The organism is Paenibacillus sp. NPDC058071 (assembly GCF_042885235.1).
GTDB lineage: Bacteria > Bacillota > Bacilli > Paenibacillales > Paenibacillaceae > Pristimantibacillus.
On record NZ_JBHVSK010000008.1, the window covers coordinates 227,632 to 251,946 of the forward strand.

Genomic DNA, 24,315 nt, shown 5'->3' on the forward strand with positions numbered 1-24,315 from the left:
TTACTTCGCCCCCTGGACGAGTGCGATGTAGGATGCCGGTTCGAGGCTTGCACCGCCGACGAGCGCGCCGTCGATGTCTGCTTGGCCGAGGTATTCTGCCACGTTGTTTGGCTTCACGCTGCCGCCGTATTGAATGCGCACCGCATCTGCCGTCGCTTGGTCATACAGACCTGCTACGACGCTGCGAATGTAGCCGATAACGTCTTGCGCGTCTTCGGAAGTCGAAGATTTGCCCGTTCCAATCGCCCAGATCGGCTCGTAAGCGATCACGACTTCAGCCGCTTGTGCTGCGGAAAGGCCATTGAACGCCGCTTCCGTTTGCACTTTAACAACATCCTTCGTTTGGTTCGCTTCGCGCTCTTCCAGAAGCTCGCCTACGCATACGATTGGCGTCAAGCCGTGCTTGAATGCCGCGTGGGTTTTCTTGTTAACCGTTTCGTCCGTCTCTGCGAAGTACGCGCGACGCTCCGAATGGCCGATAATGACGTATTTAACGCCCAGATCCTTCAACATAACGCCGCTGATTTCACCAGTGAACGCGCCGTTGTCTTCGAAATGAAGGTTTTGTGCGCCAATAGCAATCGTCGTGCCTTTTGCCGCTTCAACCAGTGCCGGAAGCGTAGTGTAAGGCGCGCAAATGACGCTCTCTACACCTTCAACCTCTGCTCCACCCTTTACTTCGGAGAAGAAAGAGACCGCTTCGGACACGGTTTTGAACATTTTCCAGTTGCCTGCGATAATTGGTTTTCTGCTCATCGTGTTACCTCCTAAAAAATGATTGTGAGACGGGCGATGCGGACTACGGGGAAGGTAGACTTGCGGACGCTCATGCTCCTTCAGATCAACCTTTTCCTCCGCCGTTACCCCGGTTCTAGAAATCTATCGTTAGCCCTGCTGGGCCCGTTTTACTTATCGTTAAGAGCAACTACGCCTGGAAGTTTTTTGCCTTCCATGAACTCGAGCGATGCGCCGCCGCCTGTGGAGATGTGATCCATTTTGTCCGCCAAGCCGAATTTCTCGGCTGCCGCAGCGGAGTCGCCGCCGCCGATGACGGTGTAGCCCGAAGTTTCGGCGCAAGCTTTCGCAACAGCTTGCGTACCGTGCGAGAACGGCTCGATTTCGAATACGCCCATTGGTCCGTTCCATACGACCAGCTTCGAGTTTTTGATTGCTTCTGCGTAAATTTCACGCGTTTTTGGACCGATGTCGATGCCTTCCCAATCAGCAGGAATGCCGTCTACGTCTACAATCCTCGTATTGGCGTTTTTGCTGAAATCGTCAGCTACAACAATGTCGACCGGAATCAGGAAGTTTTTGCCCAGCGATTTTGCTTTCTCGATAAATTCGAGCGCCAGATCAAGCTTCGAGTTGTCAACCAGAGATTGGCCGATTTCATAGCCTTGAGCCTTGAAGAACGTGTAGGACAGGCCGCCGCCGATGATGATGTTGTCAGCGATCTCGATCATTTTGTTGATAACGTCGATTTTGTCTTTTACTTTAGAACCGCCTACGATAGCCGTAAACGGACGCTCCGGATTGTTCAGCGCTTTGCCCAGTACGTCCAGCTCTCTCTCCATCAGAAGGCCGGATACGGCTGGCAGATGATGCGCGATGCCTTCCGTCGAAGCGTGAGCGCGGTGAGCAGCGCCAAACGCATCGTTCACGTACAGGTCAGCCAGCTCTGCGAATGCTTTAGCCAGCTCTGGATCGTTCTTTTCTTCGCCCGCATGGAAGCGAACGTTTTCGAGCAGCAATACGTCGCCGTCGTTCAGAGCGGCGATTTGTGCTTTTACGGCTTCACCAGTGGACTCGGAAGCTTTAACAACCGATTTGCCCAGCAGCTCAGACAGACGTTCTGCAGCAGGCGTCAGACGCAATCCTTCAACCACTTCGCCGTTTGGACGACCCAGATGGCTTGCCAAAATCACTTTTGCGCCTTTTTCGATCAAAAAGTTGATAGTCGGAAGCGTCTCGCGGATCCGCTTATCATCTGTAATTTTACCTTCTTCTAACGGCACGTTGAAATCTACGCGAACAAAAACGCGTTTGCCGGCTACTTCTACGTCGCGAACACTTTTCTTATTCATGGGAATACCTCCTGATTTGTTCGATACCGACCTTGTCGGTCGAGAGTAGGGACCGCGACGACGTACAGCACAGGTCGCTGCGCTGATCGCCGTCCGGATTTTCCCGAAAAAAAGGCGTTCCTTCTCGAGTAGAAGAAGGAACGCCTTTGCCGCGCACTCGCGTTACATTCCCGGAGCGCTGCAGACTAAAGCGTCGCCCCGAACCGGCGTTGCGGCCGTCCGGGACGAAAGCGTTCCATGCGATTGGAGACCTTAGTCTTACAGGCCTTTGCTTGCGATGTAAGCAGCCAGGTCAACAACGCGGTTCGAGTAGCCCCACTCGTTGTCATACCAGGAAACGACTTTAACCATGTTGCCTTCAACAACCATCGTCGACAGTGCGTCGATTGTGGAGGAAGCTGGGTCGCCGTTGTAGTCGCTCGATACGAGCGGCAGTTCGTTGTAGTTCAGAATGCCTTTCAAAGCGCCTTCGGAAGCTTCTTTGAATGCTGCGTTAACTTCTTCAACCGTTACGTTTACTTTCAGTTCAGCAACCAGGTCAGTTACGGAAACGTTAGGCGTAGGAACGCGCATTGCCATACCGTTCAGTTTGCCTTTCAGTTCAGGCAGAACGAGCGATACTGCTTTTGCAGCGCCAGTCGAAGAAGGAATGATGTTTTCTGCAGCAGCGCGAGCGCGGCGCAGGTCTTTATGAGGAACGTCCAGTACGGATTGGTCATTCGTGTACGAGTGAACAGTCGTCATCATGCCTTTTACGATGCCGAATTTGTCGTTCAGTACTTTTGCGAATGGCGCCAAGCAGTTTGTCGTACAAGAAGCGTTGGAAATTACAGTGTGTGCAGCAGGATCGTATTTGTCTTCGTTAACGCCGATTACGACCGTGATGTCTTCGTTAGTAGCAGGCGCGGAGATGATTACTTTCTTAGCGCCGCCTTTCAAGTGAAGCTCAGCTTTTTCTTTCGCTGTGAAAATACCAGTGGATTCAACAACGATTTCAGCGCCTACGGAAGCCCAAGCCAGGTTCTCAGGGTTGCGTTCTGCGAAAACTTTGATTTCGCGGCCGTTAACGATGATCGCGCCCTCTTTTGCTTCAACAGTTGCATCCAGAACACCATGAGTTGTATCGTATTTCAACAGGTGAGCCAGTGTTTTTGTGTCAGTCAGGTCGTTGACAGCCACCACTTCAACCTCAGGGTTGCTCAGCGACGCGCGAAATACGTTACGGCCGATACGGCCAAATCCGTTAATACCAACTTTAACCATTGTTATTTCCTCCTAATCTTTTATGAAAAGCTTTTATTTTCAAAACGCTCTGCGGCTTGGCTTGCTATTGCTGATAAGCACCGCCGCAAACCGTCATGAGACAAATTCATGCTCGGCAGAGTCTTAATCTTTCCGGCTATACCGTACCGTTATCCAGCATTGCTGCGATTTCCAGTGCTGCGGCTTCGTCCGTAACGAGCACATCGTTATGCCCGAACTTCATAACCGCTGCGATAGCTTCGCCTTTGCTCTTGCCTCCGGCAACGCCAATAACAACTTCAGTTTTGACGATATCCTCCAAATGCAACCCTACCGTTTGCATTTGATGGACCACACGGCCTTCTTTATCGAAATAATAACCGAACGCTTCGGCCAGCGCCCCTTCGGCAGCCATCTCTTCCATTAAGTCGGAAGGCAGCTTCCTTCTTCGGGCCATGACCATCGCCTCGCCGATCCCGTGCACCACAATGCGGGCGCTGCGGATAACGTCGACGATTTCCTTAATGTTCGGCTCCTGCATAATGGAAGCGTAAGCTTCCTCGCCCAAATGATCGGGCACGTGCAGCAAGCGATAATGCGCTCCCGTCCGCTTCGCCATCATCGACGCGATCGTGTTCGCCTGATAGTCCAGGCTCTCCCCAAGTCCGCCTCTAGCCGGTACAAACCAATTGGTCTTAAGCGGCGATGGACTTGTGAGATGATTCGCGACTTGAGCGATCGTCGTTCCTCCAGTAATGGCTACGACATCGTGCGGCTTCATCACCTTCCGAAGCACTTGCGTGGCCGCTCGGCCAAGCTCTCGCTTCGTCTGGCTCGATTCGTCAGAATCGCCGGCCACAACGATGACCTGCTGCAGTCCGAACGACGAACGAAGCTTTTCCTCTAGCTCCGACAGGCCGAACAGCTCGGTGTAGTATGGCTCCAGCTGTTCCAACAGCCTTTTGCCGGCTTCGCTGATCCGCATCCCGGCCGTCTCGATTTCGAGCAGCCCCTGAGCTTTCAGGAAATCCGTCTCGGCTCTGAGTACTCGCTCTGTCATGGATAAGGATGCCGCCAACGTTCGTCTGCCAATCAAATCGGACATCATGACTTGATTCAAGATGGAATACCGTTTCCTCATCACATCGAGCAAATCCGGGAGAAGCTGCTGCTGCAGTTCAATAATCTGGCGCATCCTCTTTCTTCACTCCATCGGCTTCCTTCGTTTTGGGATCCTTCCCCATCCGTTGGACCTAAAACGTCCCGTATGTTCGTTTTTAGTCCCACTCTTATTCTAGCCAAAATTAAATGCTTTCGCAAGATGCCAAAGGTCGATGTAAGCGATTACTGTCGCGATTTTCTCAAAATTAATTTTTCTCTTTGTCTTGATTTCTTGACGCGTATAGCATATACTAGGTCTCGCTGTTGCTTTTATGATAGCAATGATGTGCGCCCGTGGTCCAATGGATATGACGTAGGCCTCCGGAGCCTGAGATCTAGGTTCGATTCCTAGCGGGCGCGCCACTAATACGAATGCACAACCGTCCTTTAACAGGGCGGTTTTTTTGCGTTTATGCGGTTTTTGTGGTTGACACTCGTACCGCCTCACCTCGCGCGTTGCAGAAACTTTAGAGCCGCTTAGGCCTCGCAATGCCTTCCTACAATCAACACCACTCCTTGCAAGCAGTGCTTTGCTGCATGACGGCGTTCGGTCAATCACCTATGTTTGACTATCTTTGACTTTTGTTTGCCATTCCGCTATGATGGGAATACAGCAAGCTATATCAACGTATTTATTTCCGAGGAGGGACTTCAATTGGATATGAATTTTGTTCCTATGGTTATTGAGCAGAACAATCGAGGCGAGCGTGCTTATGATATTTACTCCCGTCTTCTGAAGGATCGCATCATATTCCTCGGCACCGGCGTCAACGATGTCGTAGCGAATTCGATTATCGCGCAAATGCTGTTCCTGGCGGCCGATGATCCGGAGAAAGACATCTCTTTATACATTAACAGCCCTGGCGGATCGATTACCGCAGGGATGGCTATCTACGATACAATGCAATACATTAAGCCGGACGTCTCGACGATCTGCGTCGGCATGGCCGCTTCGATGGGCGCGTTCCTATTGACGGCGGGAGCGAAAGGCAAACGCTACGCACTGCCAAACAGCGAAGTGATGATTCATCAGCCGCTCGGCGGAGCCGAAGGTCAAGCGAGCGACATCGAAATTCGAGCGCGCCGCATTCTGAAAATGCGTGACAAGCTGAACGGCATACTCGCAGACCGCTCCGGTCAGCCGCTTGAGCGGATCGAGAAGGATACCGATCGCGATTACTTCATGAGCGCCGAAGAAGCGCGCGAATACGGACTTGTCGATAAAGTCATCGAGAAGGTTCAATAAGCGAATAGCTAGTATAAAAAGGCCAGTGTCCGGCGTCAGCCGCCGACATTGGCCTTTTTGTTTATTTTACGAAATTCTATTCGTTCGTCTCTTCACTTTATAATTCTATCATTTACCTTTAATGATAGACATGATATCAATTTATGACAATATTAGCACCCAGACCACGTTCTTTAGTGTGAAAAAAATCGCGAACTATGGGGATATTTGCAATACCAAATATGAAAATTTCGAAAATATTGTAACCAAATTATTGCTTTATATGTATTAGTATGAGAGTCTAGCAGAATAGATTCAAAAAAATGAGAGAGAACTTACTGGGAGGGTTTCAAAATGAAGAAATGGTTATTAGTTTTAACAATTGCCGCTACGGCAGTATTGAGCGGATGCGGCGGCTCTAAGCCCGCAGCGGAGGAAAATAAGACAGCGGCTACCGATACGCCTACAGAACAAGCTAGCGCAACCCCGGAACCAACACCTGAACCTACGCCTGAGCCAACGCCGGAAGCTCCGAAAGCTGCCAAAACCGGTGAAAAAGTTACTATTGGCGACTGGGAAGTAACTTTGGATAGCTTCGAATACAAAAAATCGATCGAGGATTCTTTCTTAGTGTACTCGCCTGAAGAAGGCAACACATTCGGTATTGCTAATGTTACGATTAAAAACATAGGCAAAGAAGCCGGAACGTTCCTGCCAGTCATGCGGATTACGAAAGAAGATATCGACGCTACGCTCGTATACGATTCCGAATACACTTTCGTCTTATCGAACATTCTTGGACTGAAGGATCAACTGTATATGCAAACTTTGAATCCGCTCTCGTCCAAAAAAGGAATCATTATTTTTGAGCTTGCTACGGAAGCCAAAGATTCGGACAAGCCGCTCGAACTGAATTTTAACTACAACAAAGAAGATTTCTTGTTCCAAATCCGTTAATAACGGAAGCAAGAAAGTAGACAAGAGAAACGGCAACGTTCCTTCAGGGAGCGTTGCCGTTTCTTCTTCTGACTGTAGAGAAAGAAAGCCCCGCAAAGTTCCCCAACCGCTGGAAGGCGCAGCAACTGCAGATTCTATTTTGATGGAAAGAATGGTTCACAACCACCAACCAAGGAATTAGGCTTTAATGGCGATCGAAGAACCCTCTGACCAGCAGCGCTCCCCCCTCACTTCAAGTCAATGTACTGATTTCAGTTTTAAGTCGAAAAAACGGCTCTACACCATAATCAGTGCTTGACACTCTTATTCGTGAGGTCTGAACCACAAGTGACCGTTATAGCAAGACTTTGCATTCGAATAGAAAGAGTGATGGTTTGAGCCAGGCACTGATTTTCGGTTTGGAGCCTATTAATGGACAGTAGTGACCGTTAGCGCCGATTATTTGAAATTTCGGCTCGCTTAGGGACATTATTGTCCCTAAGCAAGGGATAGGGGCGGAGAATAGCGTGAAATCATCTTCTAACGGTCACTAGTGTCCTTAAAGAAAGGGAACAGGCTTTGTTTTTTGCTCTAACGGTCAGAATTGACCGTTTGATGGATACGATAACGCTGCTGTCCATTGTGAACCATTCAAACATTCCTTTCCACAAGCTTGTCTTGTGGATCGATTGAGGCGGGTTGATCGCACAACCATCTTACGGAAGGTAAAGGACACGCAGCTTTTCCCCTCGCTTCATGTCAAGAACTCATTTTGGTTTGGAGCCGAATATGTACGAAAAATCATATATAATTATTCGAATATCGGAATTTGGGACGATTATATTCGAAAAATCATATATAATCGGCGCTTTTGCCAAAATCCCGCAAAATATATATGAAATATCATACATATTGAAAAACGCAAAGCAAAAGAACCCGCCGCCATTAAAAATGACAACGGGTTCCCTCCATAATTCAAGCAAAAAACGGCAACTTCCCTCCTGGGACGCTGCCGTTTCGTTGCTATTACTGATTCTCCAGCTCTTCTTTGCTGACGAGAGCGACTAAAGCGTTTACAGCCTGCTCGGCGTCCGAACCTTCCGCGCTTATAAATACTTCCGTACCGGAACTAATCGCCAAGCTCATAATTCCCATAATCGATTTGGCATTCACTTTTTTGTCGTCTTTCTCAACAAATACTTCGGAAGAAAATTTATTTGCTTCTTGAACGAAAAGTGCTGCTGGCCTAGCATGAAGTCCAGTTTTCAGTCGAACGACAACCGGAAGCCTTGTCATGGAAACCATACCCCCTATATCATAATCAATCAGACGCGAACGTTGCCCGTTTGCGGAGCCGGCAGTCGTTCAGCGGTGAATATGAACATTACTGATGCGGCGGATTATGCGACTGCATTCTCATTTTGCGCACAATAATCCCTTTTTGTACATTATTATATCATTATAACATCGGTTGCACTAGGATAAAAGCTAGCCATTACGGATTTTTTCAGCAAGCTCATCAATTTTGCGCAGCCGATGATTGACACCGGATTTACTAACCGTTCCCTTCAGCATTTCTCCGACTTCCTTCAAATTCATATCGGGATGTTGGAGCCGGATTTCGGCCACTTCCTTCAGCTTGTCAGGCAAATTATGAAGGCCGATCTCCTTCTGAAGCAGCTTAATATTATCGATCTGCCTAACCGCAGCGCCAATCGTCTTATTCAAGTTGGCCGTCTCGCAATTGACGATTCGGTTGACCGAATTGCGCATGTCGCGCATAATACGGACGTCCTCAAACTTGAACAGCGCCTGATGCGCGCCGATAATGTTCAGCAGCTCGATAATTTTTTCGCCCTCTTTGATGTAAAAAATAAAGCCTTTTTTCCGTTCGATGCAGCGGGCGTTCAGCTCGAATTTGTTGGCCAAGCCGACAATCGCTTCGCAATGCTCTTCATACATCGAGGAAATTTCCAAGTGATATGACGATCCCTCCGGATTGTTCACCGATCCCCCGGCCAAGAACGCACCGCGCAAATAAGACCGTTTGCAGCAAGGCTTGCGAATGATATCCTTATCGATGCCGCTGTTAAAGACAAAGCCTTCGGAGACGATCCGCAAATCATTCAAAATTTCCTGCACTCCTGTAGGGATGCGTACGATATAAACATTATTCTTCTTGAGACGCATTTTTTTGCGCACAAGCAGCTCGGTGTGCACGTCATAATGCTTTTTCACCAAAGAGTAAATCCGGCGAGCAATCGCGGCATTTTCCGTCGAGATGTCAAGCACGACCTTGCGGCTGGACAAGCTAACTGAGCCGTTCATTCGGATAAGCGCGGAAAGCTCGGCTCTTTCGCAGCAAGCGTCCGCCTCCACCAAGGTCAGCTCTTTTTTCGTTTGGGCCGCAAAAGACATCGTGATTCACCTCTTCCTTAACATCCAGTTCTCCACTAGTTTATAAATATGATGGCTCAAACGTTCCGCATCATGCCGGAGGAACGTACGGAACAGCACCAGACGGTCGGCGATAACCTGATAGCCTCGATTCGTCACTTCCTCGAGATCGAGATGAACCGCTTTCGCGCCTTTCTCAGCGTAAGTCTCTTCCACCTGCGGAGGGATCTCCCCGTCATTCACAATGACATAATCGAACAAATGATGGCCGATATGATCATAGACCGCATCCAAGTGGTCGCTGACCGAATAATTGTCCGTTTCGCCAGGCTGAGTCATGACGTTGCAGACGAACAGCTTCACCGCGTCCGACTCAACGATCTTCTCGGCCAGCTTCGGCACAAGCAAGTTTGGAATAATGCTCGTATATAGACTCCCCGGACCGATCAGGATCGCGTCTGCCTGCTCGATCGCTTCCACCGCCTCATCAAGCGGCTCTACCGTATCCGGCTCGATAAATACCCTCTTAATTACTTTGCCCGCTTTCGGGATCAAGGATTCGCCCACAACGATCGTTCCGTCAGTCATCTCCGCTTTAAGCACGACCGCTTGACCAGCGGCCGGCAGAACGCGGCCCCGAACGGCCAACACGCGGCTAAGCTCCCGAATGCCCGACACGAAATCGCCGGCAATGTCGGTCATTGCCGCCAGCATCAAATTGCCGAGGCTATGACCGGCCAAGCCGGTTCCGTCCTTGAAGCGATACTGCAGCACTTCCGAGAGCAGCGGCTCGGTATCTGCCAACGCCATTAGTACGTTGCGGATATCGCCAGGCGGCGGCATTTGCAGCTCGTTGCGAAGAATGCCCGAGCTCCCGCCGTCATCGGCGACCGTGACAATTGCGGTAATGTCGAGCGGTTTTTCCTTCAAGCCGCGCAGCATAACCGACAAGCCGGTTCCGCCGCCGATAACGACGATCTTCGGTCGCCTGATTACTTTTTGCCTGTTCTGCATCCTATCACCTCGTCAATGCTTATCACGGTCGGAATCGCGATGGCTGACACGGACGCGTTCCGTATCGCTGGCGCCGAGTACACGGCCCAAATATTCGGCGATCGCTACCGAGCGATGCTTGCCGCCCGTACAGCCGATACCGATAACGACTTGGCTCTTTCCTTCTTTATGATAAAGCGGAATGAGAAATTGCAACATGTCGACCAGCTTTGCCAAAAAGGCCTGCGTCTCCGGCCATTTCATCACATAATCGTACACGTCTGGATTTTGACCGGTGCTCGGCCGCAAATGATCAATATAATGAGGATTAGGCAAAAAACGAACGTCGTAAATCAAATCGGCGTCGATTGGAATGCCGTATTTGAAGCCGAACGAGGTCACATTGACCTGCAGGCTGTTTTTCTCCAGGTTCGTAAAACGCGATACGATTCGTTCCTTAAGCTGCGCAGGCTTAATCGTACTCGTATCGATAACGAGCGAAGCGGAGCCCTTCAAGTCTTCCAGCATTCGTCGCTCCATCCGGATTCCTTCCAGCGGCATCCCTTCAGGATGAAGCGGATGACGGCGGCGCGTTTCTTTGTAACGCTGAACGAGCACTTCGTCCGTCGCATCCAGGAATAGAATCTCACAGCTGATTGTGAAATGATCTTTAATAAAGCTTAATGATTCCGATAAAGCGGTGAAAAACTCGCGACCGCGTAAATCGATAACAAGCGCGACCTTGCCGATTTTGCCGTTCGATTGCTCGATCAGTTCCGCAAACTTCGGTATGAGTACCGGCGGCAAATTATCGACGCAAAAGAAACCGAGGTCTTCTAAGCTTTGCACTGCAATTGTTTTCCCAGCCCCGGACATCCCCGTAATAATAACAAGCTTCGACATTGCTCCCGTTTCCATGGCTTCCTCCCCTTGCTTACGTTCGAACGTGCGCCGGTATAAGCCAAAGCGGCTTGATCAGTGATCAGCCCGCCCGGACTGCTAGGAACGCAGAATCAAACCGGCAGCGCCTACGACGCCGGCATTGTTGCCAAGCGTAGCCGCCACGATCTTCACGCCTTCCTTGGCTTCTTTTTGTGTATATTTCTCGAATACCTCGCGGATTTGGTCGAACAGGAAATCTCCCGCCTTCGACACGCCTCCACCGATAATAAAACACTCCGGATTAAGAACGACAGCCATAACAGCCATCGAACGGCCCAAGTAGTAAGCAGCGCGGCTTACGATACGAGCCGCTGCCTCGTCGCCGGCTTTCGCCGCGTCGATGACGTCTTTTGCCATAATGTTCTCAACTTGCGACAGCGACGTACGGTCGCCGCGTTCAACAGCGTCCTTCGCCATACGGATAATACCCGTTGCCGAAGAAACCGTCTCCAGGCAGCCCATTTTGCCGCAGCCGCATTGGATCGCTTCCAGATCGGGAACGATCGCGATATGGCCGAGTTCGCCAGCCATGCCGGCAAAGCCTTCTACGATTTTTCCATTTATAATAATGCCGCCGCCAACGCCAGTTCCAAGCGTGTAGCATACGCAGTTGGCAACCCCTCTGCCCGCGCCGGCCCATGCCTCGCCGAGCGCCGCTACGTTGGCGTCGTTGTTGACAAGCACCTTCACTTGCAGCTGCTGCTCCAGATACGCCTTCAAGTTTACGTCGCTGATTTTCAAGTTCGGCGCAAATTTCACAATGCCGTTTGGAATATCGAGAAAGCCTGCAATACCGACTCCTACGCCTTGAACCTGCTCCCATGTATATGGAGATTCTTCCACAATATTTCTGGCATATTGCGCGATATTGTGAAGAATGACATCGGTGCCCTTAGGCGTTTCCGTAGGTCCTTCATAGGTTTGCAGAAGCTGCCCGTCCTCGTTGCAAAGTCCCGCTTTAATGGCGGTTCCGCCGACATCGATACCAACGTAAATCTTCTCAGACATTACTAGTCCACCTCATCAAATAGGTTATCTTCTCTGTATCCCACTATAAGCGAACGCCAATCTCCGGTCAAGACGCGCCGGAAGCGCTTAGCGCGCCCGGGCCGCGCAAACAAACAGCCCTCTCCGAAGGAAATCGTTCCTTGTGAAAGGGCTGCGTTCCATGCTAGCATCTCGCTTTGCCTGCGTTCCGGATTAGAGCGATTGGCTCCAGTCTTGCGTAATATGGCCTTCTAAAAACCGTTCACAATCGAGTGCAGCCATACAGCCGCTGCCGGCAGCTGTAATCGCTTGGCGATATTTGCTGTCCTGCACGTCGCCGCAAGCGAAAACGCCCGCCACGTTCGTCTCCGTTGTTCCCGGATTTACCTTAATATAGCCGTGTTCATCCGTATCGATCTGACCGCCAAGGAAGCCGGTGTTCGGCGTATGACCGATGGCGATGAAGACGCCGTCCGTATCGATCACTTCTTCTTGGCCGGACTCGTTGTCGCGGACCTTCAAGCCCGTTACGCCCATGCCGTTCGCCACCACTTCAAGCGGCGTGCGGTTCAGGCTCCAGCTGATTTTTTCGTTATCGCGAGCGCGGTCCTGCATAATTTTGGAGGCGCGCAGCTCACTGCGGCGATTCACCAGCTCGACGTTGGATGCGAAGCGAGTCAAGAAGCTGGCTTCTTCCATTGCGGAGTCGCCGCCGCCGACCACGATAATCTTTTTGCCCCGGAAAAAGAAGCCGTCGCAAGTGGCGCATGTGCTGACGCCCCGTCCGACATTATCCTTCTCGCCCGGAATGCCCAAATATTTCGCCGAAGCACCGGTCGAAATAATAAGCGTCTCGGCAACATATTCGCCTTTGCCTTCAACTTGCAGCTTGAACGGGCGCTGCGACATATCGACGCTGTTCACCCAGCCCGTTACGAACTGAGCGCCGAAGCGTTCCGCCTGCTTACGCATGTTCGCCATCAGGTCCGGTCCCATAATGCCTTCCGGGAAGCCTGGGAAGTTCTCAACCTCTGTCGTAGTCGTCAATTGCCCGCCCGGCTCTGGTCCTTCGATTACGAGCGGATTCATGTTGGCGCGAGCCAGGTAAATCGCAGCCGTTAGGCCGGACGGACCGGTTCCGATAATGATCGATTTATAGGTAGTCATGGTTATCCTCCGTTAATATATAGTCAGATGGATGCAGCTGTCTCGGTTTTACACCGCTATAGATAATGATCCCTAAGCCCCGCTATATCGCTATGCGTTCGGATCACCGGATGGAGTAGCTCCCGCTTCCGTCATGGAAAATACGGAGCTGATCGACTTCATTTTCGCTTTGATGCCGCACACCTCGTCGATCCGTTTGACATTCTTGCTAACGGTCGCGATCGATGTGCCGTAACGCTCGGACACTTCATGGTACGAGATCGCCCGGCGGTGCATTTTTGCTGTCAAATATTCCAGCGCGGCCGACCAGCTTTCGGTCTTAACCAGCTTTGGCGTGTCCGGGTATACGCGGGTAAGAAACTCCACCCACAGCGTCATCAGGTCATGCTGCTGCACGAGATCGTAACGCTTATCCATGTTGGCAAGTGCTGTTTCCACAACTTCCTGCCATTTCTCCTCCCAGACGGGCAAGCGTGAAGGCACCCGATTCGGCTCGACGACCGTCTGCTTCCCTTCCAGCACCGCCTGCAGCGGCTCCTGAACGCCGATCGTACGAAGCACGAAGACCGCTACTTTCTTTAAGTAGTCGTCTTCCCCTTCCTCCAGCAAAAAAGAGCGAAGAACGTCCTTTACCTCGCTGTCGGCAATCATGCCGAGCGCCTGAATGACCTGCAGCTTTGTATGCTGGTCGCCGTGACGCAGTGCCCAGAAGAACGAGGAACGGACAAGGGGATCGCGCTTCAGATGATCAGGCAAGCCGTCCGCCGAATTCTCCCACAGCTTAAACTGCTCTTCGAACGGCAGATGATAATGGTAGCTGATCGAAGCGCCCGCTTCGCCAGATTGCAGCAAGCCAAGCTGCTCCATATAATAACGCGGAATGCCCGATTCAGGATCAAGCTTCGCCGCCTGTCTCCACATGCGTTCCGCTTCAGCATACCGTCCGATATGGCAAGCGGCTACAGCCGCATAATGATAGAGGCACGGGTCCTGCGGCAATTCGGTGTCTTTCAATAGCCGGTTGAAGTGACGATGCGCCGACTCGTGTTCTCCTAAGATGCCCATCGTTGTAGCCAGCTTAAACACATGCTCCTGATGAAAAGGCATCGTCTTGCGCAGCAGGCCGGAGAGCTCGCTTAGATTCTCCTCGTCGCCCGCATGCTGATAAAAGATCGCCAGATTGCAGAGCGCATGCAAATTGCCGGGCTCGCGTTCGAGCGCCGCTTGGATCGTCTCCATCGCCTTGTCGAACAATCCCATATAGTAATAAGCGAGTGCGAGATTGTTGCGCGCCGCAAGAAAGTCCGGCTGCGCTTCAATAATCTGCTCCAGGATGCGGACCGCCTCCGCAAACTTTCCTTCCTCGAGCAGCATTCTCGCTTGGTCGTGTTCGACCATTCCCTCTCGCGATTTGATGTTGGTTAGACGTGTGGGACGCTCCAGCTCGAAATGAAGCAGATCCATCATCTCTTCCGCTTCGTCGAGAAACTGGCCGTCTGCGTCTTCCTCCAAATATTGAATAAGCGAACTCTCGGCCGCTTCGTATTGCTCCATGTTGGCGTAGTTGTTCGCCATATAAAAATGGCATTCCGTCATCGTCGGGTCCAATTCGTCTACAATCCACCCGAGAATCCGGTTGGACTCTTCATAATTTCCCATCTCCGACAAAATGCCTGCCATATTGCAATGGTTAACCGGGTTGTCGGGCTCGTATTCGACCGCCCGCCGGAAATATTTCAGTGCCTTGTCATAGTGGAACCGGTCCAAGGAACGAACCGCGCGTTCGAAAAAGAACGTGGCATCCCATTGCACCGGTATGATCTTCGTTCGTTGTTGCTCTGCCGCTGCCAGCTTCTTTCCTTTCACCTGCAAGGCACCTCCCGGAACTTCCGATTTTCTAAGATTATACCATAGCCGCACGCATCACAACACGAAAGAATATGTGGGAAAATCGCGAACGTTGTCGTAACCGCTCGCGATTTTCTGTTAATAGCTATGAAATTCGACGCTATACGCCGGCGTTTTTGAAGAGCGTGCTGATAGAGCCGCCTTCGATAATAATTTTCGTCGCTTCCGCCAGCAGCGGAGCAACCGACAGCACCGTGAACTTGTCCGGACGTATCTCCGGCAGTGAGATGGAATCGGTCACAACGATTTCTTTAATATTCGGATGATTCAAACGCTCAATGGCATTTCCGGAAAACAACGGATGAGTTGCGCAAACATAGACGTCTTCAGCGCCGCGCTCCTTCAAGCTCTCGACGACGTTGACGATCGTTGTGCCTGTATCGATCATATCCTCGATAATAATCGGCGTTTGGCCTTTTACGTCACCGATAACGTGAGTGATAGACGATTCGTTGTGGGCCGGGCGCTTCTTGATCATAATCGCGAAGGAAGTGTCCAAATAGTTGGCCAGCTTCTCTGCCGTGGAAGCTCGTCCGGCATCTGGAGAAACGACAACCGGGTTCTTGATATTCTTCGCCTTCAAGTAGTCGCTGAGCAGATCAAGCGCCGTCATATGATCTACCGGAATGTTGAAGAAGCCTTGGATAGCCGGTGCGTGCAAGTCGATCGTAAGAACACGATGCGCGCCGACCGTCGTCAGCACGTCCGCCACCATTTTCGCCGAGATCGGCTCCCGAGGTGCGGCTTTCCTTTCCTGGCGAGCGTAGCCGTAGTACGGCATAATGATGTTGATGGTTTTGGCCGATGCCCGTTTCGCCGCGTCGATCATAACAAGCAGCTCGATGAAATGCTCGTTAATCGGATGCGAGAACGATTGGACGAGGAATACGTCGCAGTTCCGAATCGTTTCTTCATAATGGACGTACACTTCCCCGCTCTTGAAACGGGACATTTTGATCGCGCCGAGCGTCAATCCCAAATCCTCGGCAATTTTCGCAGCCAATTCCGGGTTGGACGAACCCGAAAAAATACGCAACTTGTCGCTTAACATGATACCCTCCTGAGCGTTTTAAAACCAAAATGATATAGACATACAACGAGCTTTGCAGCTTTGGACCCGGCAAGGCGTCCTCTGCAAAGCTTTGCTTCGTCCCGCTCCTCCGATCGATCGGAAGGCTGCCGGGACGTATGCGATTTCGGCGGACGCAGAAGCTCCGCTATTTCTTACCTTTATCCATTATACATCGAATTATGGAGAATTCAAAAATCGGGATATGGCAATTTTCGACTGTCTTGCGTCTTCTGCTCATGAAAAGCGACATCTATCAACATCGGACGCGTCCGATCAACCTGTTTTGTCCCGCCAAAGCGGCAAATCGAACCGCCTGCCCGCACACTGAAAGCTGTGCGAACGAGCGATTCGATACTTGGAGCGGTGAGGCCGAGATCACTTAGATGCCTAGCTCGGATGAACCGCAGTCGAAAATACTTTGACGATTAGCCGTCTGCTTGCTGTTCGCGGCGCATTGCATTATTTGATGCCGGCTTGCCATGTCGCTCGTTCAGCTCTCTCATAATGTCGTCGAGCGGCAGCCCGCGTTCACGGAGCAGCACCAGCAGATGGAACAGCAAGTCGCCCGCTTCCGAACGAAGCTCATCGTTATCATTGTTTTTGGCGGCGATGATGACTTCCGTCGCTTCCTCGCCGACCTTCTTCAATATTTTATCGACGCCCTTCTCGAACAAGTAGGTCGTATATGCGCCGTCAGGACGCTCCGCATAACGCTCGGCGATAACACTCTCCAGGCTGCCGAGAATAGCGAACCGGTCGCCCTCAATTGGATGGGCTGTTTCACCCTCGGCTCCCGACGTTTCAATCGGGTTAAAGAAGCAGGAGTAGCTTCCTGTATGACAGGCCGGTCCGGCTTGATTGACCTTCACTAGAAGCGTATCCCCGTCGCAGTCGTACGACATAGCAACGATGCGCTGCGTATGCCCGCTTGTCGCACCTTTATTCCACAGCTCGTTGCGGGAACGGCTCCAGAACCAAGTCGTACCGGTCTCAACCGACAGCTGCAGCGATTCTTTGTTCATATAGGCGAGCATCAGCACTTCTTTGCTTTGCGCATCCTGCACGATGGCCGGCACGAGACCCTCGCCGTTCCATTTGATTGCTTCGGCCAAGTTTTGCTCTGTCATCGCACTTCCACGCCTTTCTCTCGCAAATCGGCCTTCACTTCGCCGATTGTCATTTCTTTATAATGAAAAATGGTCGCCGCCAAAGCTGCGTCGGCATGCGCTTGCTGAAATACGTCGTTGAAATGTCCGATCTTTCCTGCACCGCCGGAAGCGATAACCGGAATGCCGAGTGATTCCGATATCGCCTTCGTCAGCGGCAGATCGAAGCCATCCTTCGTTCCGTCAGCGTCCATGCTCGTCAGCAAGATTTCGCCGGCACCCAGCTTCTCAGCTTCCTTCGCCCACTCCAGCACTTTGATGCCTGTTTCTTTGCGGCCGCCATGCGTGTACACTTCCCATTCGCCCCAAGCCGGATTGAATTTCGCGTCGATTGCAACGACGATGCATTGCGAACCGAATTTGCGCGCTCCTTCTCCAATCAGAGCCGGATTCAGCACGGCAGACGTATTGATCGCCGTTTTGTCCGCGCCTGCGCGAAGCAGCCGCTTCATATCGTCCACGTGGGAAATGCCTCCCCCGACCGTGAACGGAATTGTAATTTCGCCTGCCGTCCGTTTGACGACCTCGACCATTGTCGCCCGGCCTTCCACCGAAGCGGAGATGTCGAGGAAGACGAGCTCATCGGCGCCTTCCCGGTCGTACGTTGCCGCCAGCTCCACTGGATCTCCGGCGTCGCGCAAATTGACAAAGTTTACGCCCTTCACGACCCTGCCGTCTTTTACATCCAGACAAGGGATAATACGTTTCGCCAGCATGGCGCACCTCCTATACAATAAGAACGCTATATGATGCAAAAGCCGCCCGACCGACTTCGGTCGTCAGCGAGCGACCCTATATTTCTTCATTTCAATCTTCTTTTAACGCTCCGGTTTAACGGGCGGTCAAAGCGAGGAAATTACGCAGCAGCTGCATCCCCAGATCGCCGCTTTTTTCCGGATGAAATTGCATGCCGTATACGTTGCCTCGGCCGACAATCGCCGTTACGGGCTGATAATAGTCGGTCGTCGCCAGCAAGTCGGAAGACTGCTCCGGCTTGGCGTGATAGGAATGGACGAAGTAGACATGGCCTTCCTCCAAGCCTTTGAACAACGGACTATCCGCCTGCAGGAAGCTCAGCTTGTTCCAGCCCATATGCGGAACTTTATAATCGCCGCGGAAGCGGATCACTTTGCCTGGCAGCAGCGACAAACCTTCGTGCCGGCCGTGCTCCTCGCTTTCGCCGAACAGCAGCTGCATGCCGAGGCAGATGCCGAGCAGCGGCTTGCCGGAAGCGGCATACGCTTTCGTAACTTCATCAAGCCCGCTCTCGCGCAAGTAGACCATCGCATCGCCGAAAGCGCCGACGCCTGGCAGAATGGCTCCATCGGCAGCGGCGATTTCAGCCGGATCAGCCGTCACAACCGCCTCGAATCCTAGCCGTTCGACCGCCTTGCTGACGCTGTGCAGATTGCCCATGCCATAGTCGATAATGGCGATCATGCTAGAGCACTCCTTTCGTCGAAGGCACTCCTTGTACGCGTGGATCGATGATCGTCGCTTCGTCAATCGCCCGACCGAGCGCTTTGAACACCGCCTCGATCATATGGTGCGTGTTCTGGCCGTAGTGAACGATAACGTGCAGCGTAATGCGCGCTTCCAGCGCCAGCTTCCACAGAAACTCATGAACAAGCTCCGTTGAGAAGCTGCCAACCTGATTGGACGGATATTCCGCACGGTATTCGAAGTGCGGGCGGTTGCTAATGTCGACAACAACTTGTGCAAGCGCCTCATCCATTGGCACGAACACGCTGGCATAACGTTTAATGCCCCGCTTGTCGCCGAGCGCCTCACGCAGCGCTTGACCAAGGCAAATACCGATGTCTTCCACCGTATGGTGGTCGTCGATTTCGATGTCGCCGCGTGCATCGACCTGCAGATCGAATTGCCCGTGCTTCGCGAACAAGTCCAGCATATGATTCAGAAAAGGTACATCCGTTTCCAGCTTTACGTCCCCGGTGCCGTCAACGGCAAGCGATAGCTTAATATCGGTTTCGTTCGTCTTGCGTACGATTGAAGCGACGCGCTGGCTGTTTTGGTTCTGCTCTGTCATTTCAATTCCTTCTTTCTCTTCGTCAGTTGATTTCTATCCTTGACTGCCTTGACTTGCCTCGTCTTACTTGGCTTGGTTAGGACTGAATTACTTTCCGCCCTCTTGTTCGAGCCGGATTTCAATCGCTCTCGCATGAGCTTCCAAACCCTCATGGCGAGCGAGCGTCATTATTTTATCGCCGTTTTGAAGCAGCGCTTGCTTGCTATAGTAGATAAGGCTCGACTTCTTCAGGAAGTCGTCGACATTGACCGGCGAGGAGAAACGGGCAGTGCCGTTCGTCGGGATAATATGGTTTGGTCCGGCAAAGTAATCGCCGACCGGCTCCGAGCTGTAAGGCCCGAGGAAAATCGCGCCTGCATTCTCGATCAAGCCGAGCAGCTGCATCGGATCGGCTGTCAGCACCTCCAGATGTTCTGGCGCCAATCGATTGACGACGTCAATACCCGCTTCCAGCGTATCGACAAGCAAAATAGCGCCGTAGTCGTCGATGGACGCGCGAGCGATAGCCGCTCTCGGAAGCGTTGCAAGCTGCCGCTCCACCTCTGCCGCGACGGCTTGTGCAAGCGGCTCGGAAGGCGTGACCAGAATAGCCGACGCCATCTCGTCATGCTCGGCTTGGGACAGCAAATCGGCGGCGATATACGCCGGATTGGCATCCTTGTCGGCCAGCACGACAATCTCGCTAGGACCGGCAATGCTGTCGATATCAACAGCGCCGAACACGGTGCGCTTCGCAAGCGCCACGTAAATATTGCCCGGGCCGCATATTTTATCGACCGGAGCGATCGTTTCCGTGCCGTAAGCAAGCGCCGCAATCGCCTGCGCGCCGCCGACCCGGTACAATTCTTTGACGCCCGCCTCAGCGGCGGCAACGAGAATGTACGGGTCGATTCCTTCTTTGCCGCCTGTCGCCGGCGGCGTTACCATTACAATTTCCGGCACTCCGGCTACTTGTGCCGGAATAACGTTCATGAGCACGGACGACGGATACGCCGCTTTGCCCCCGGGCACATAGACGCCGACCCGCTTCAGCGGTCGCAAAATTTGCCCGAGCATCGTCCCGTCCGGCTGCAAATCCATCCACGAGTTGCGCAGCTGCTTCTCGTGGAATACGCGGATATTCACGGCCGCCTCGCGAATGGCCGTGAGAAACGCCTCGTCGACCTTGTCATAGGCCGACGCAATCTCTTCCGGCGTCACGCGCAGCGACTCCGCATCCAAAGCGACACGGTCCAGCTGCTCCGTATAACGGAGCAGCGCCGCGTCGCCCTTCGTCCGGATATCCTCGACGATTTTCCGGACGACTTCATTTTGCTCCGGTGTGCCGTACTCCACCTCGCGCTGCAAACCAAATTGCTCCGGCCGCATGATTCGCATAGCTCTTCGCTCCTTCTTCCTTCCCGCGCTTCCGGGATGTCCCGTCCGCCGGTTTCATTGTTCAATATAGACAACCGCAAAAGCGCTGATCCAAGTCCTGCGGCGTTGCATTTTACAGATTAATTTACCCAATGCGGTCAAGCCTCTTGTTAAGCCTTGGAAGCGATCGTCTCCTGCAGCCTGTCGCACAAAGTCTGGATTGCGTCATTTTTCATCCGATAGCTGACTCGGTTCGCAATCAAACGGCTTGTAATGCCAAAAATCTCTTCCATTTCGACAAGTCCGTTCTCCTTAAGCGTCTGACCCGTCTCGACCATGTCGACAATACGGTCGGCCAAGCCGATCAACGGAGCCAGCTCGATCGAACCGTTCAATTTAATGACTTCCACCTGCTGTCCAAGCTCACGGAAATACGCTGATGCGACCGACGGATACTTGGTCGCTACCCGTGGATTGATAACCGGCTTCCAGTCAGGCAAGCCGATAACCGACATCCGGCACTTCGCAATGCCAAGATCGAGCAGCTCGTAAACGTCCTTGTTTTCCTCCATCAGCACGTCTTTGCCAACGATGCCGATGTCCGCAACGCCGTATTCCACGTAAGTCGGCACATCGACCGGCTTCGCCATAATAAACTCCATGCCCGCTTCCGGCAACTCGATAATCAGCTTACGCGTATCGTCGAAATCGCTTGGAATCGGGTAGCCCGCTTCGCGAAACAGCTTCGACGCCTGTTTATAAATTCTGCCTTTCGGCATGGCTACTTTCAATACGGTATCGTTGTTCACGCCTTGCCGCCTCCGTTCCGTTCCATGCCGGCAACGAATAGAGCCAGCTTTGTATAAGTCATGCCTTTATAGGACTTTTGAGCAGCCAGTGCACTTTGCGCCACTCCAGCCTCTGCCGCATCCATCCGCTCGGTGACGACAGCGACGCCTTGCCCGCGCAGCTTTTGCGCTTCAGCCAGCGCCTCTTCCCGTCCTTCACTGTCGTAGCCAATGAGCAGCCGCTCCGAAACGTCCGTATCTTCCTTGACGCCTGTCAGTTCCAGTATGCGCGTCGTCTTCAGCGCAAAGCCTGTCGCAGGGGCCGGACGGCCAAATTGGCCAAGCAAATTATCGTAGCGGCCGCCGCTCACAACCGGGAAGCCCAAATCAGCGGCATAGCCCTCGAACGTCATGCCCGTATAATAAGTGAAGTCGCCGATCATCGTCAGATCGATCAGCACATGCTCGCTGACGCCGTAAGCTTTCAAGACGTCCCAAATGTCGCATAGATGGCGAATCGACGCGCGAGCCGTCTCATTCACACTCAGCTCCAGCGCTTGCTCGCAAATCTCCTGGCCGCCTCGCAGACGGACGATGCCCTCCAATTCCTGCTGCACTGGCGCTTCCAGATTCAGCTTGCGGATTTGATCGCGGTAGCCGACATAATCGCGGCCTAGCAAGTAAGCTTTCAACTGCTCCTGCGCGTCAGTACGGCCGGTCAGCGTCTGCTCGAACAGACCGTTCAGGAAGCCGACATGGCCGATGGCGATCTTGAACCGTTCCACGCCCGCCGCTTTAAGCGAAGCGATCGCCAGCGCGACGACTTCCGCGTCCGCTTCAGCCGAAGCGTCTCCTACCAGCTCTACGCCTGTTTGGAAAAACTCCGCCTCGCGTCCCGCTTCCTCTTCAATCGCGCGAAAAATATTCGCATGATAAGAAAGCCTCAGAGGGAATTGCGTATCCTTCAACAACGAAGAAACGACGCGTGCAATCGGCGACGTCATATCGGAGCGAAGCACAAGCGTCGTACCCCGATTGTTCAGCAGCTTGAACAGCTTCTGATCCGAGGTTGAGCTTGCTACGCCTACTGTATCGTAATACTCAATGGTGGGGGTAATAATCTGCTCGTAACCCCAGCCCTGCATACAAGCCAATACATCACGCTCAATATGACGCAGCTTCGCTACTGCGCCAGGAAGATAATCTTTAACGCCAATTGGCTTCTCAAATACTTTCGGTTTGGACATTTCCCATTCACCTTCAGTTACTTTAGTATATTAAAGTGCTACCAAGTTAACTTGCTAACAAAATAAAGAGTTTAGTCGATAGTAGCATGAAGCTTCCGTCTGCGTCAAGATATACGGGCCTATCTAACGAGATCGTCTCCCTGTCGCTGCATAGGTTCAGTCGGCCCGCTTTTAATTGCACGGCTCCACTCGATACCGATACAGACGGGGCCGCCTGCTCGTTGATCTGAAAACAGCCTTGGCAGTTGCAAATAAGCCGTCCGCTTATCTCCAACTGCCAAGGCTGCTTGCTCTTTACCGTCACCTTTTCACAACAGCGATCACTCGACTTGCATACCCTTCACGATTCTCGCGCATCAACGGATACGTCTGAATCTCCGTCCTTGCTTTCGGATTGTGCTGCGGCCGCTTCGTCTCGGTTCGTTCGCTTAATCTCACGCATCGGATTGCCCCCAACGAATGCGTAAGGAGGCACGTCCTTGTGAACAAGCGATCCGGCTGCCACGACGGCGTGATCGCCAATCGTTACGCCAGGCAAAATCGTCGTATTGGCGCCAATCATCACATTGGAACCAATACGAACATCGCCTAGCCGATATTCCCGTATCAAATACTCATGAGCCAATATCGTCGTATTGTAGCCGATTATGGAATTATCGCCGACTTCGATCCTTTCGGGAAAGAAAACGTCGACCATGACCATTAGCGCAAAAGCGGTGTGCCGGCCTACTTTCATGCCAAGCACGTTCCGGTAGATCCAATTTTTCATCGGCAGTATCGGACAATACCGTGCAATCTGAATAAAGATGAAATTACGCACTGATTTGAACGGACTTACCGTCCGATATACCTGCCAAAGCGCATTGGGTCCTTCAACCGGATACCGCTCAACGTTCCGCAAATGTCTCCCGCTCCAATCCCGCGAAAGCGTATAGCTCCCGCATGTCTTCGATGACGTAATCGGCTCCGCTTTCTCTCAGCTTGGCGGCGCCCTTGAGCGACCATGCGACGCCCACCGAGGTTATCCCGGCCGCATTGGCTGCCTGGATGTCGACAATGCTGTCTCCGACCATAAGCGTGCTTGCCGGATCGGCGCCAAGCTTCTCCATAGCCATCAGAACAGGCTCGGGATGCGGCTTCGCATTCTTCACGTCGTCGATGGTCATGATCGCATCCGTAACAATATAATCGTAAAGCTCTACAAATTTTAAGCTTTTATCGGTCGTCAACCGCATCTTGGTCGTAACGACGCCGATTTGAATGCCCGCTTGGTGCAAGTTGCGCAGCACTTCCTGGACGCCAGAGAACGGCTTCACCAGCTCGTCGTGCAGCTCTAGGTTTACATTCCGATAAGCATCGACCAGATGATCGACATTATCCAAACCGGAGAACGACCGCAGTTGATCAACCAGCGGCAGTCCCATGCCCGGAATAATATGCTCTCTGGAAAACCCTTCAGGCGCAACGCCCTTCAGCGCCTCCAGGAAAGAACGAATAATTAGCTCGTTCGTGTCTACAATCGTACCGTCCAGATCGAACAGCATCGTACGGATATGGCCCGTCAAAATACACTCACTCCTTATGCTTCAAA

23 protein-coding genes and 1 tRNA gene are annotated in these 24,315 nt (G+C 52.3%); 3 read left to right on the forward strand and 21 right to left on the reverse strand.

Going from position 1 to position 24,315, the window contains the following annotated elements:
- The 4 genes from tpiA to ACFVTB_RS15635 form a co-directional block, all read right to left on the reverse strand.
- Complete coding sequence (gene tpiA / locus ACFVTB_RS15620) at window positions 1-756, reverse strand: triose-phosphate isomerase (protein ID WP_387750703.1); 756 nt, start codon at window positions 754-756, stop codon at window positions 1-3.
- A gap of 149 nt (window positions 757-905) precedes the next feature.
- The gene (locus ACFVTB_RS15625) at window positions 906-2,087 is read right to left on the reverse strand and encodes a phosphoglycerate kinase (RefSeq protein WP_387750705.1); all 1,182 of its coding nucleotides are present in this window, start codon (window positions 2,085-2,087) and stop codon (window positions 906-908) included.
- 258 nt (window positions 2,088-2,345) lie between these two features.
- Window positions 2,346-3,350 (reverse strand): type I glyceraldehyde-3-phosphate dehydrogenase, encoded by a 1,005-nt coding sequence (gap, locus tag ACFVTB_RS15630; RefSeq protein ID WP_387750708.1) that lies wholly within the window; start codon window positions 3,348-3,350, stop codon window positions 2,346-2,348.
- Between the two features lie 136 nt (window positions 3,351-3,486).
- Complete coding sequence (locus ACFVTB_RS15635) at window positions 3,487-4,524, reverse strand: sugar-binding transcriptional regulator (protein WP_387750711.1); 1,038 nt, start codon at window positions 4,522-4,524, stop codon at window positions 3,487-3,489.
- Window positions 4,525-4,778: 254 nt separating this feature from the next.
- Between ACFVTB_RS15635 and ACFVTB_RS15640 the strand changes: the two genes are divergently transcribed.
- The 3 genes from ACFVTB_RS15640 (at window position 4,779) to ACFVTB_RS15650 (ending at window position 6,672) form a co-directional block, all read left to right on the forward strand.
- Window positions 4,779-4,853, forward strand: a tRNA-Arg gene (locus tag ACFVTB_RS15640).
- 298 nt (window positions 4,854-5,151) lie between these two features.
- A complete protein-coding gene (gene clpP / locus ACFVTB_RS15645; RefSeq protein WP_387750805.1) occupies window positions 5,152-5,736 on the forward strand; it encodes an ATP-dependent Clp endopeptidase proteolytic subunit ClpP in 585 nt (194 codons plus the stop codon).
- A gap of 333 nt (window positions 5,737-6,069) precedes the next feature.
- Window positions 6,070-6,672, forward strand: a complete 603-nt coding sequence (locus ACFVTB_RS15650; protein WP_387750714.1) for a DUF4352 domain-containing protein — start codon at window positions 6,070-6,072, stop codon at window positions 6,670-6,672.
- A 1,005-nt stretch (window positions 6,673-7,677) separates the two neighbouring features.
- Here ACFVTB_RS15650 and ACFVTB_RS15655 read toward each other — a convergent pair.
- The 17 genes from ACFVTB_RS15655 to ppaX all read right to left on the reverse strand — a co-directional run bounded on the left by ACFVTB_RS15655 (window position 7,678) and on the right by ppaX (window position 24,289).
- Entirely contained in the window at window positions 7,678-7,947 is a 270-nt protein-coding gene (locus tag ACFVTB_RS15655) for an HPr family phosphocarrier protein (protein WP_042168817.1), read from the reverse strand.
- Between the two features lie 192 nt (window positions 7,948-8,139).
- Window positions 8,140-9,069: a DNA-binding protein WhiA gene (gene whiA / locus ACFVTB_RS15660; RefSeq protein ID WP_387750718.1), complete on the reverse strand. Its 930-nt coding sequence runs from the start codon at window positions 9,067-9,069 to the stop codon at window positions 8,140-8,142.
- 6 nt (window positions 9,070-9,075) lie between these two features.
- Complete coding sequence (locus ACFVTB_RS15665; RefSeq protein ID WP_387750721.1) at window positions 9,076-10,062, reverse strand: gluconeogenesis factor YvcK family protein; 987 nt, start codon at window positions 10,060-10,062, stop codon at window positions 9,076-9,078.
- A 12-nt stretch (window positions 10,063-10,074) separates the two neighbouring features.
- Window positions 10,075-10,959, reverse strand: a complete 885-nt coding sequence (gene rapZ, locus ACFVTB_RS15670; protein ID WP_387750724.1) for an RNase adapter RapZ — start codon at window positions 10,957-10,959, stop codon at window positions 10,075-10,077.
- An 81-nt stretch (window positions 10,960-11,040) separates the two neighbouring features.
- A complete protein-coding gene (locus ACFVTB_RS15675; protein ID WP_387750727.1) occupies window positions 11,041-11,991 on the reverse strand; it encodes an ROK family glucokinase in 951 nt (316 codons plus the stop codon).
- A gap of 192 nt (window positions 11,992-12,183) precedes the next feature.
- Complete coding sequence (gene trxB / locus ACFVTB_RS15680) at window positions 12,184-13,137, reverse strand: thioredoxin-disulfide reductase (protein ID WP_387750729.1); 954 nt, start codon at window positions 13,135-13,137, stop codon at window positions 12,184-12,186.
- Between the two features lie 90 nt (window positions 13,138-13,227).
- A complete protein-coding gene (locus ACFVTB_RS15685; RefSeq protein WP_387750732.1) occupies window positions 13,228-15,003 on the reverse strand; it encodes a tetratricopeptide repeat protein in 1,776 nt (591 codons plus the stop codon).
- A 142-nt stretch (window positions 15,004-15,145) separates the two neighbouring features.
- Window positions 15,146-16,096, reverse strand: coding sequence for a ribose-phosphate diphosphokinase (locus ACFVTB_RS15690; RefSeq protein ID WP_387750735.1), 951 nt, complete (start codon window positions 16,094-16,096; stop codon window positions 15,146-15,148).
- Between the two features lie 446 nt (window positions 16,097-16,542).
- Window positions 16,543-17,244, reverse strand: coding sequence for a bifunctional phosphoribosyl-AMP cyclohydrolase/phosphoribosyl-ATP diphosphatase HisIE (hisIE, locus tag ACFVTB_RS15695; RefSeq protein ID WP_387750738.1), 702 nt, complete (start codon window positions 17,242-17,244; stop codon window positions 16,543-16,545).
- On the reverse strand, window positions 17,241-17,999 hold the full coding sequence (gene hisF / locus ACFVTB_RS15700) for an imidazole glycerol phosphate synthase subunit HisF (RefSeq protein ID WP_387750741.1): 759 nt from the start codon (window positions 17,997-17,999) through the stop codon (window positions 17,241-17,243). Before hisF ends, hisIE begins: the two co-directional genes overlap by 4 nt.
- Before the next feature lie 115 nt (window positions 18,000-18,114).
- On the reverse strand, window positions 18,115-18,723 hold the full coding sequence (hisH, locus tag ACFVTB_RS15705) for an imidazole glycerol phosphate synthase subunit HisH (RefSeq protein WP_387750743.1): 609 nt from the start codon (window positions 18,721-18,723) through the stop codon (window positions 18,115-18,117).
- 1 nt (window position 18,724) lies between these two features.
- A complete protein-coding gene (gene hisB / locus ACFVTB_RS15710) occupies window positions 18,725-19,333 on the reverse strand; it encodes an imidazoleglycerol-phosphate dehydratase HisB (RefSeq protein WP_387750746.1) in 609 nt (202 codons plus the stop codon).
- A gap of 87 nt (window positions 19,334-19,420) precedes the next feature.
- Entirely contained in the window at window positions 19,421-20,710 is a 1,290-nt protein-coding gene (gene hisD, locus ACFVTB_RS15715) for a histidinol dehydrogenase (protein ID WP_387750748.1), read from the reverse strand.
- Between the two features lie 149 nt (window positions 20,711-20,859).
- Window positions 20,860-21,468, reverse strand: a complete 609-nt coding sequence (hisG, locus tag ACFVTB_RS15720; RefSeq protein WP_387750808.1) for an ATP phosphoribosyltransferase — start codon at window positions 21,466-21,468, stop codon at window positions 20,860-20,862.
- Window positions 21,469-21,494: 26 nt separating this feature from the next.
- Window positions 21,495-22,724, reverse strand: a complete 1,230-nt coding sequence (locus ACFVTB_RS15725; RefSeq protein ID WP_387750750.1) for an ATP phosphoribosyltransferase regulatory subunit — start codon at window positions 22,722-22,724, stop codon at window positions 21,495-21,497.
- A gap of 340 nt (window positions 22,725-23,064) precedes the next feature.
- On the reverse strand, window positions 23,065-23,625 hold the full coding sequence (locus ACFVTB_RS15730) for an acyltransferase (protein ID WP_387750752.1): 561 nt from the start codon (window positions 23,623-23,625) through the stop codon (window positions 23,065-23,067).
- Entirely contained in the window at window positions 23,612-24,289 is a 678-nt protein-coding gene (gene ppaX / locus ACFVTB_RS15735; RefSeq protein WP_387750755.1) for a pyrophosphatase PpaX, read from the reverse strand. Before ppaX ends, ACFVTB_RS15730 begins: the two co-directional genes overlap by 14 nt.
- Between the last annotated feature and the right edge of the window lie 26 nt (window positions 24,290-24,315).

What these genes read in the sequence shown, in the direction of transcription:
- ACFVTB_RS15725 (WP_387750750.1), bottom strand. Translation starts at nt 22,724, where the DNA reads ATGTCCAAACCGAAAGTATTTGAGAAGCCAATTGGCGTTAAAGATTAT.
- hisB (WP_387750746.1), bottom strand. Translation starts at nt 19,333, where the DNA reads ATGACAGAGCAGAACCAAAACAGCCAGCGCGTCGCTTCAATCGTACGC.
- tpiA (WP_387750703.1), bottom strand. Translation starts at nt 756, where the DNA reads ATGAGCAGAAAACCAATTATCGCAGGCAACTGGAAAATGTTCAAAACC.
- ACFVTB_RS15690 (WP_387750735.1), bottom strand. Translation starts at nt 16,096, where the DNA reads ATGTTAAGCGACAAGTTGCGTATTTTTTCGGGTTCGTCCAACCCGGAA.
- clpP (WP_387750805.1), top strand. Translation starts at nt 5,152, where the DNA reads ATGAATTTTGTTCCTATGGTTATTGAGCAGAACAATCGAGGCGAGCGT.
- ACFVTB_RS15650 (WP_387750714.1), top strand. Translation starts at nt 6,070, where the DNA reads ATGAAGAAATGGTTATTAGTTTTAACAATTGCCGCTACGGCAGTATTG.
- hisG (WP_387750808.1), bottom strand. Translation starts at nt 21,468, where the DNA reads ATGCCGAAAGGCAGAATTTATAAACAGGCGTCGAAGCTGTTTCGCGAA.
- hisF (WP_387750741.1), bottom strand. Translation starts at nt 17,999, where the DNA reads ATGCTGGCGAAACGTATTATCCCTTGTCTGGATGTAAAAGACGGCAGG.
- ACFVTB_RS15635 (WP_387750711.1), bottom strand. Translation starts at nt 4,524, where the DNA reads ATGCGCCAGATTATTGAACTGCAGCAGCAGCTTCTCCCGGATTTGCTC.
- hisD (WP_387750748.1), bottom strand. Translation starts at nt 20,710, where the DNA reads ATGCGAATCATGCGGCCGGAGCAATTTGGTTTGCAGCGCGAGGTGGAG.
- ACFVTB_RS15655 (WP_042168817.1), bottom strand. Translation starts at nt 7,947, where the DNA reads ATGACAAGGCTTCCGGTTGTCGTTCGACTGAAAACTGGACTTCATGCT.
- hisH (WP_387750743.1), bottom strand. Translation starts at nt 18,723, where the DNA reads ATGATCGCCATTATCGACTATGGCATGGGCAATCTGCACAGCGTCAGC.
- gap (WP_387750708.1), bottom strand. Translation starts at nt 3,350, where the DNA reads ATGGTTAAAGTTGGTATTAACGGATTTGGCCGTATCGGCCGTAACGTA.
- trxB (WP_387750729.1), bottom strand. Translation starts at nt 13,137, where the DNA reads ATGACTACCTATAAATCGATCATTATCGGAACCGGTCCGTCCGGCCTA.
- whiA (WP_387750718.1), bottom strand. Translation starts at nt 9,069, where the DNA reads ATGTCTTTTGCGGCCCAAACGAAAAAAGAGCTGACCTTGGTGGAGGCG.
- ACFVTB_RS15675 (WP_387750727.1), bottom strand. Translation starts at nt 11,991, where the DNA reads ATGTCTGAGAAGATTTACGTTGGTATCGATGTCGGCGGAACCGCCATT.
- ACFVTB_RS15665 (WP_387750721.1), bottom strand. Translation starts at nt 10,062, where the DNA reads ATGCAGAACAGGCAAAAAGTAATCAGGCGACCGAAGATCGTCGTTATC.
- hisIE (WP_387750738.1), bottom strand. Translation starts at nt 17,244, where the DNA reads ATGACAGAGCAAAACTTGGCCGAAGCAATCAAATGGAACGGCGAGGGT.
- ACFVTB_RS15625 (WP_387750705.1), bottom strand. Translation starts at nt 2,087, where the DNA reads ATGAATAAGAAAAGTGTTCGCGACGTAGAAGTAGCCGGCAAACGCGTT.
- rapZ (WP_387750724.1), bottom strand. Translation starts at nt 10,959, where the DNA reads ATGGAAACGGGAGCAATGTCGAAGCTTGTTATTATTACGGGGATGTCC.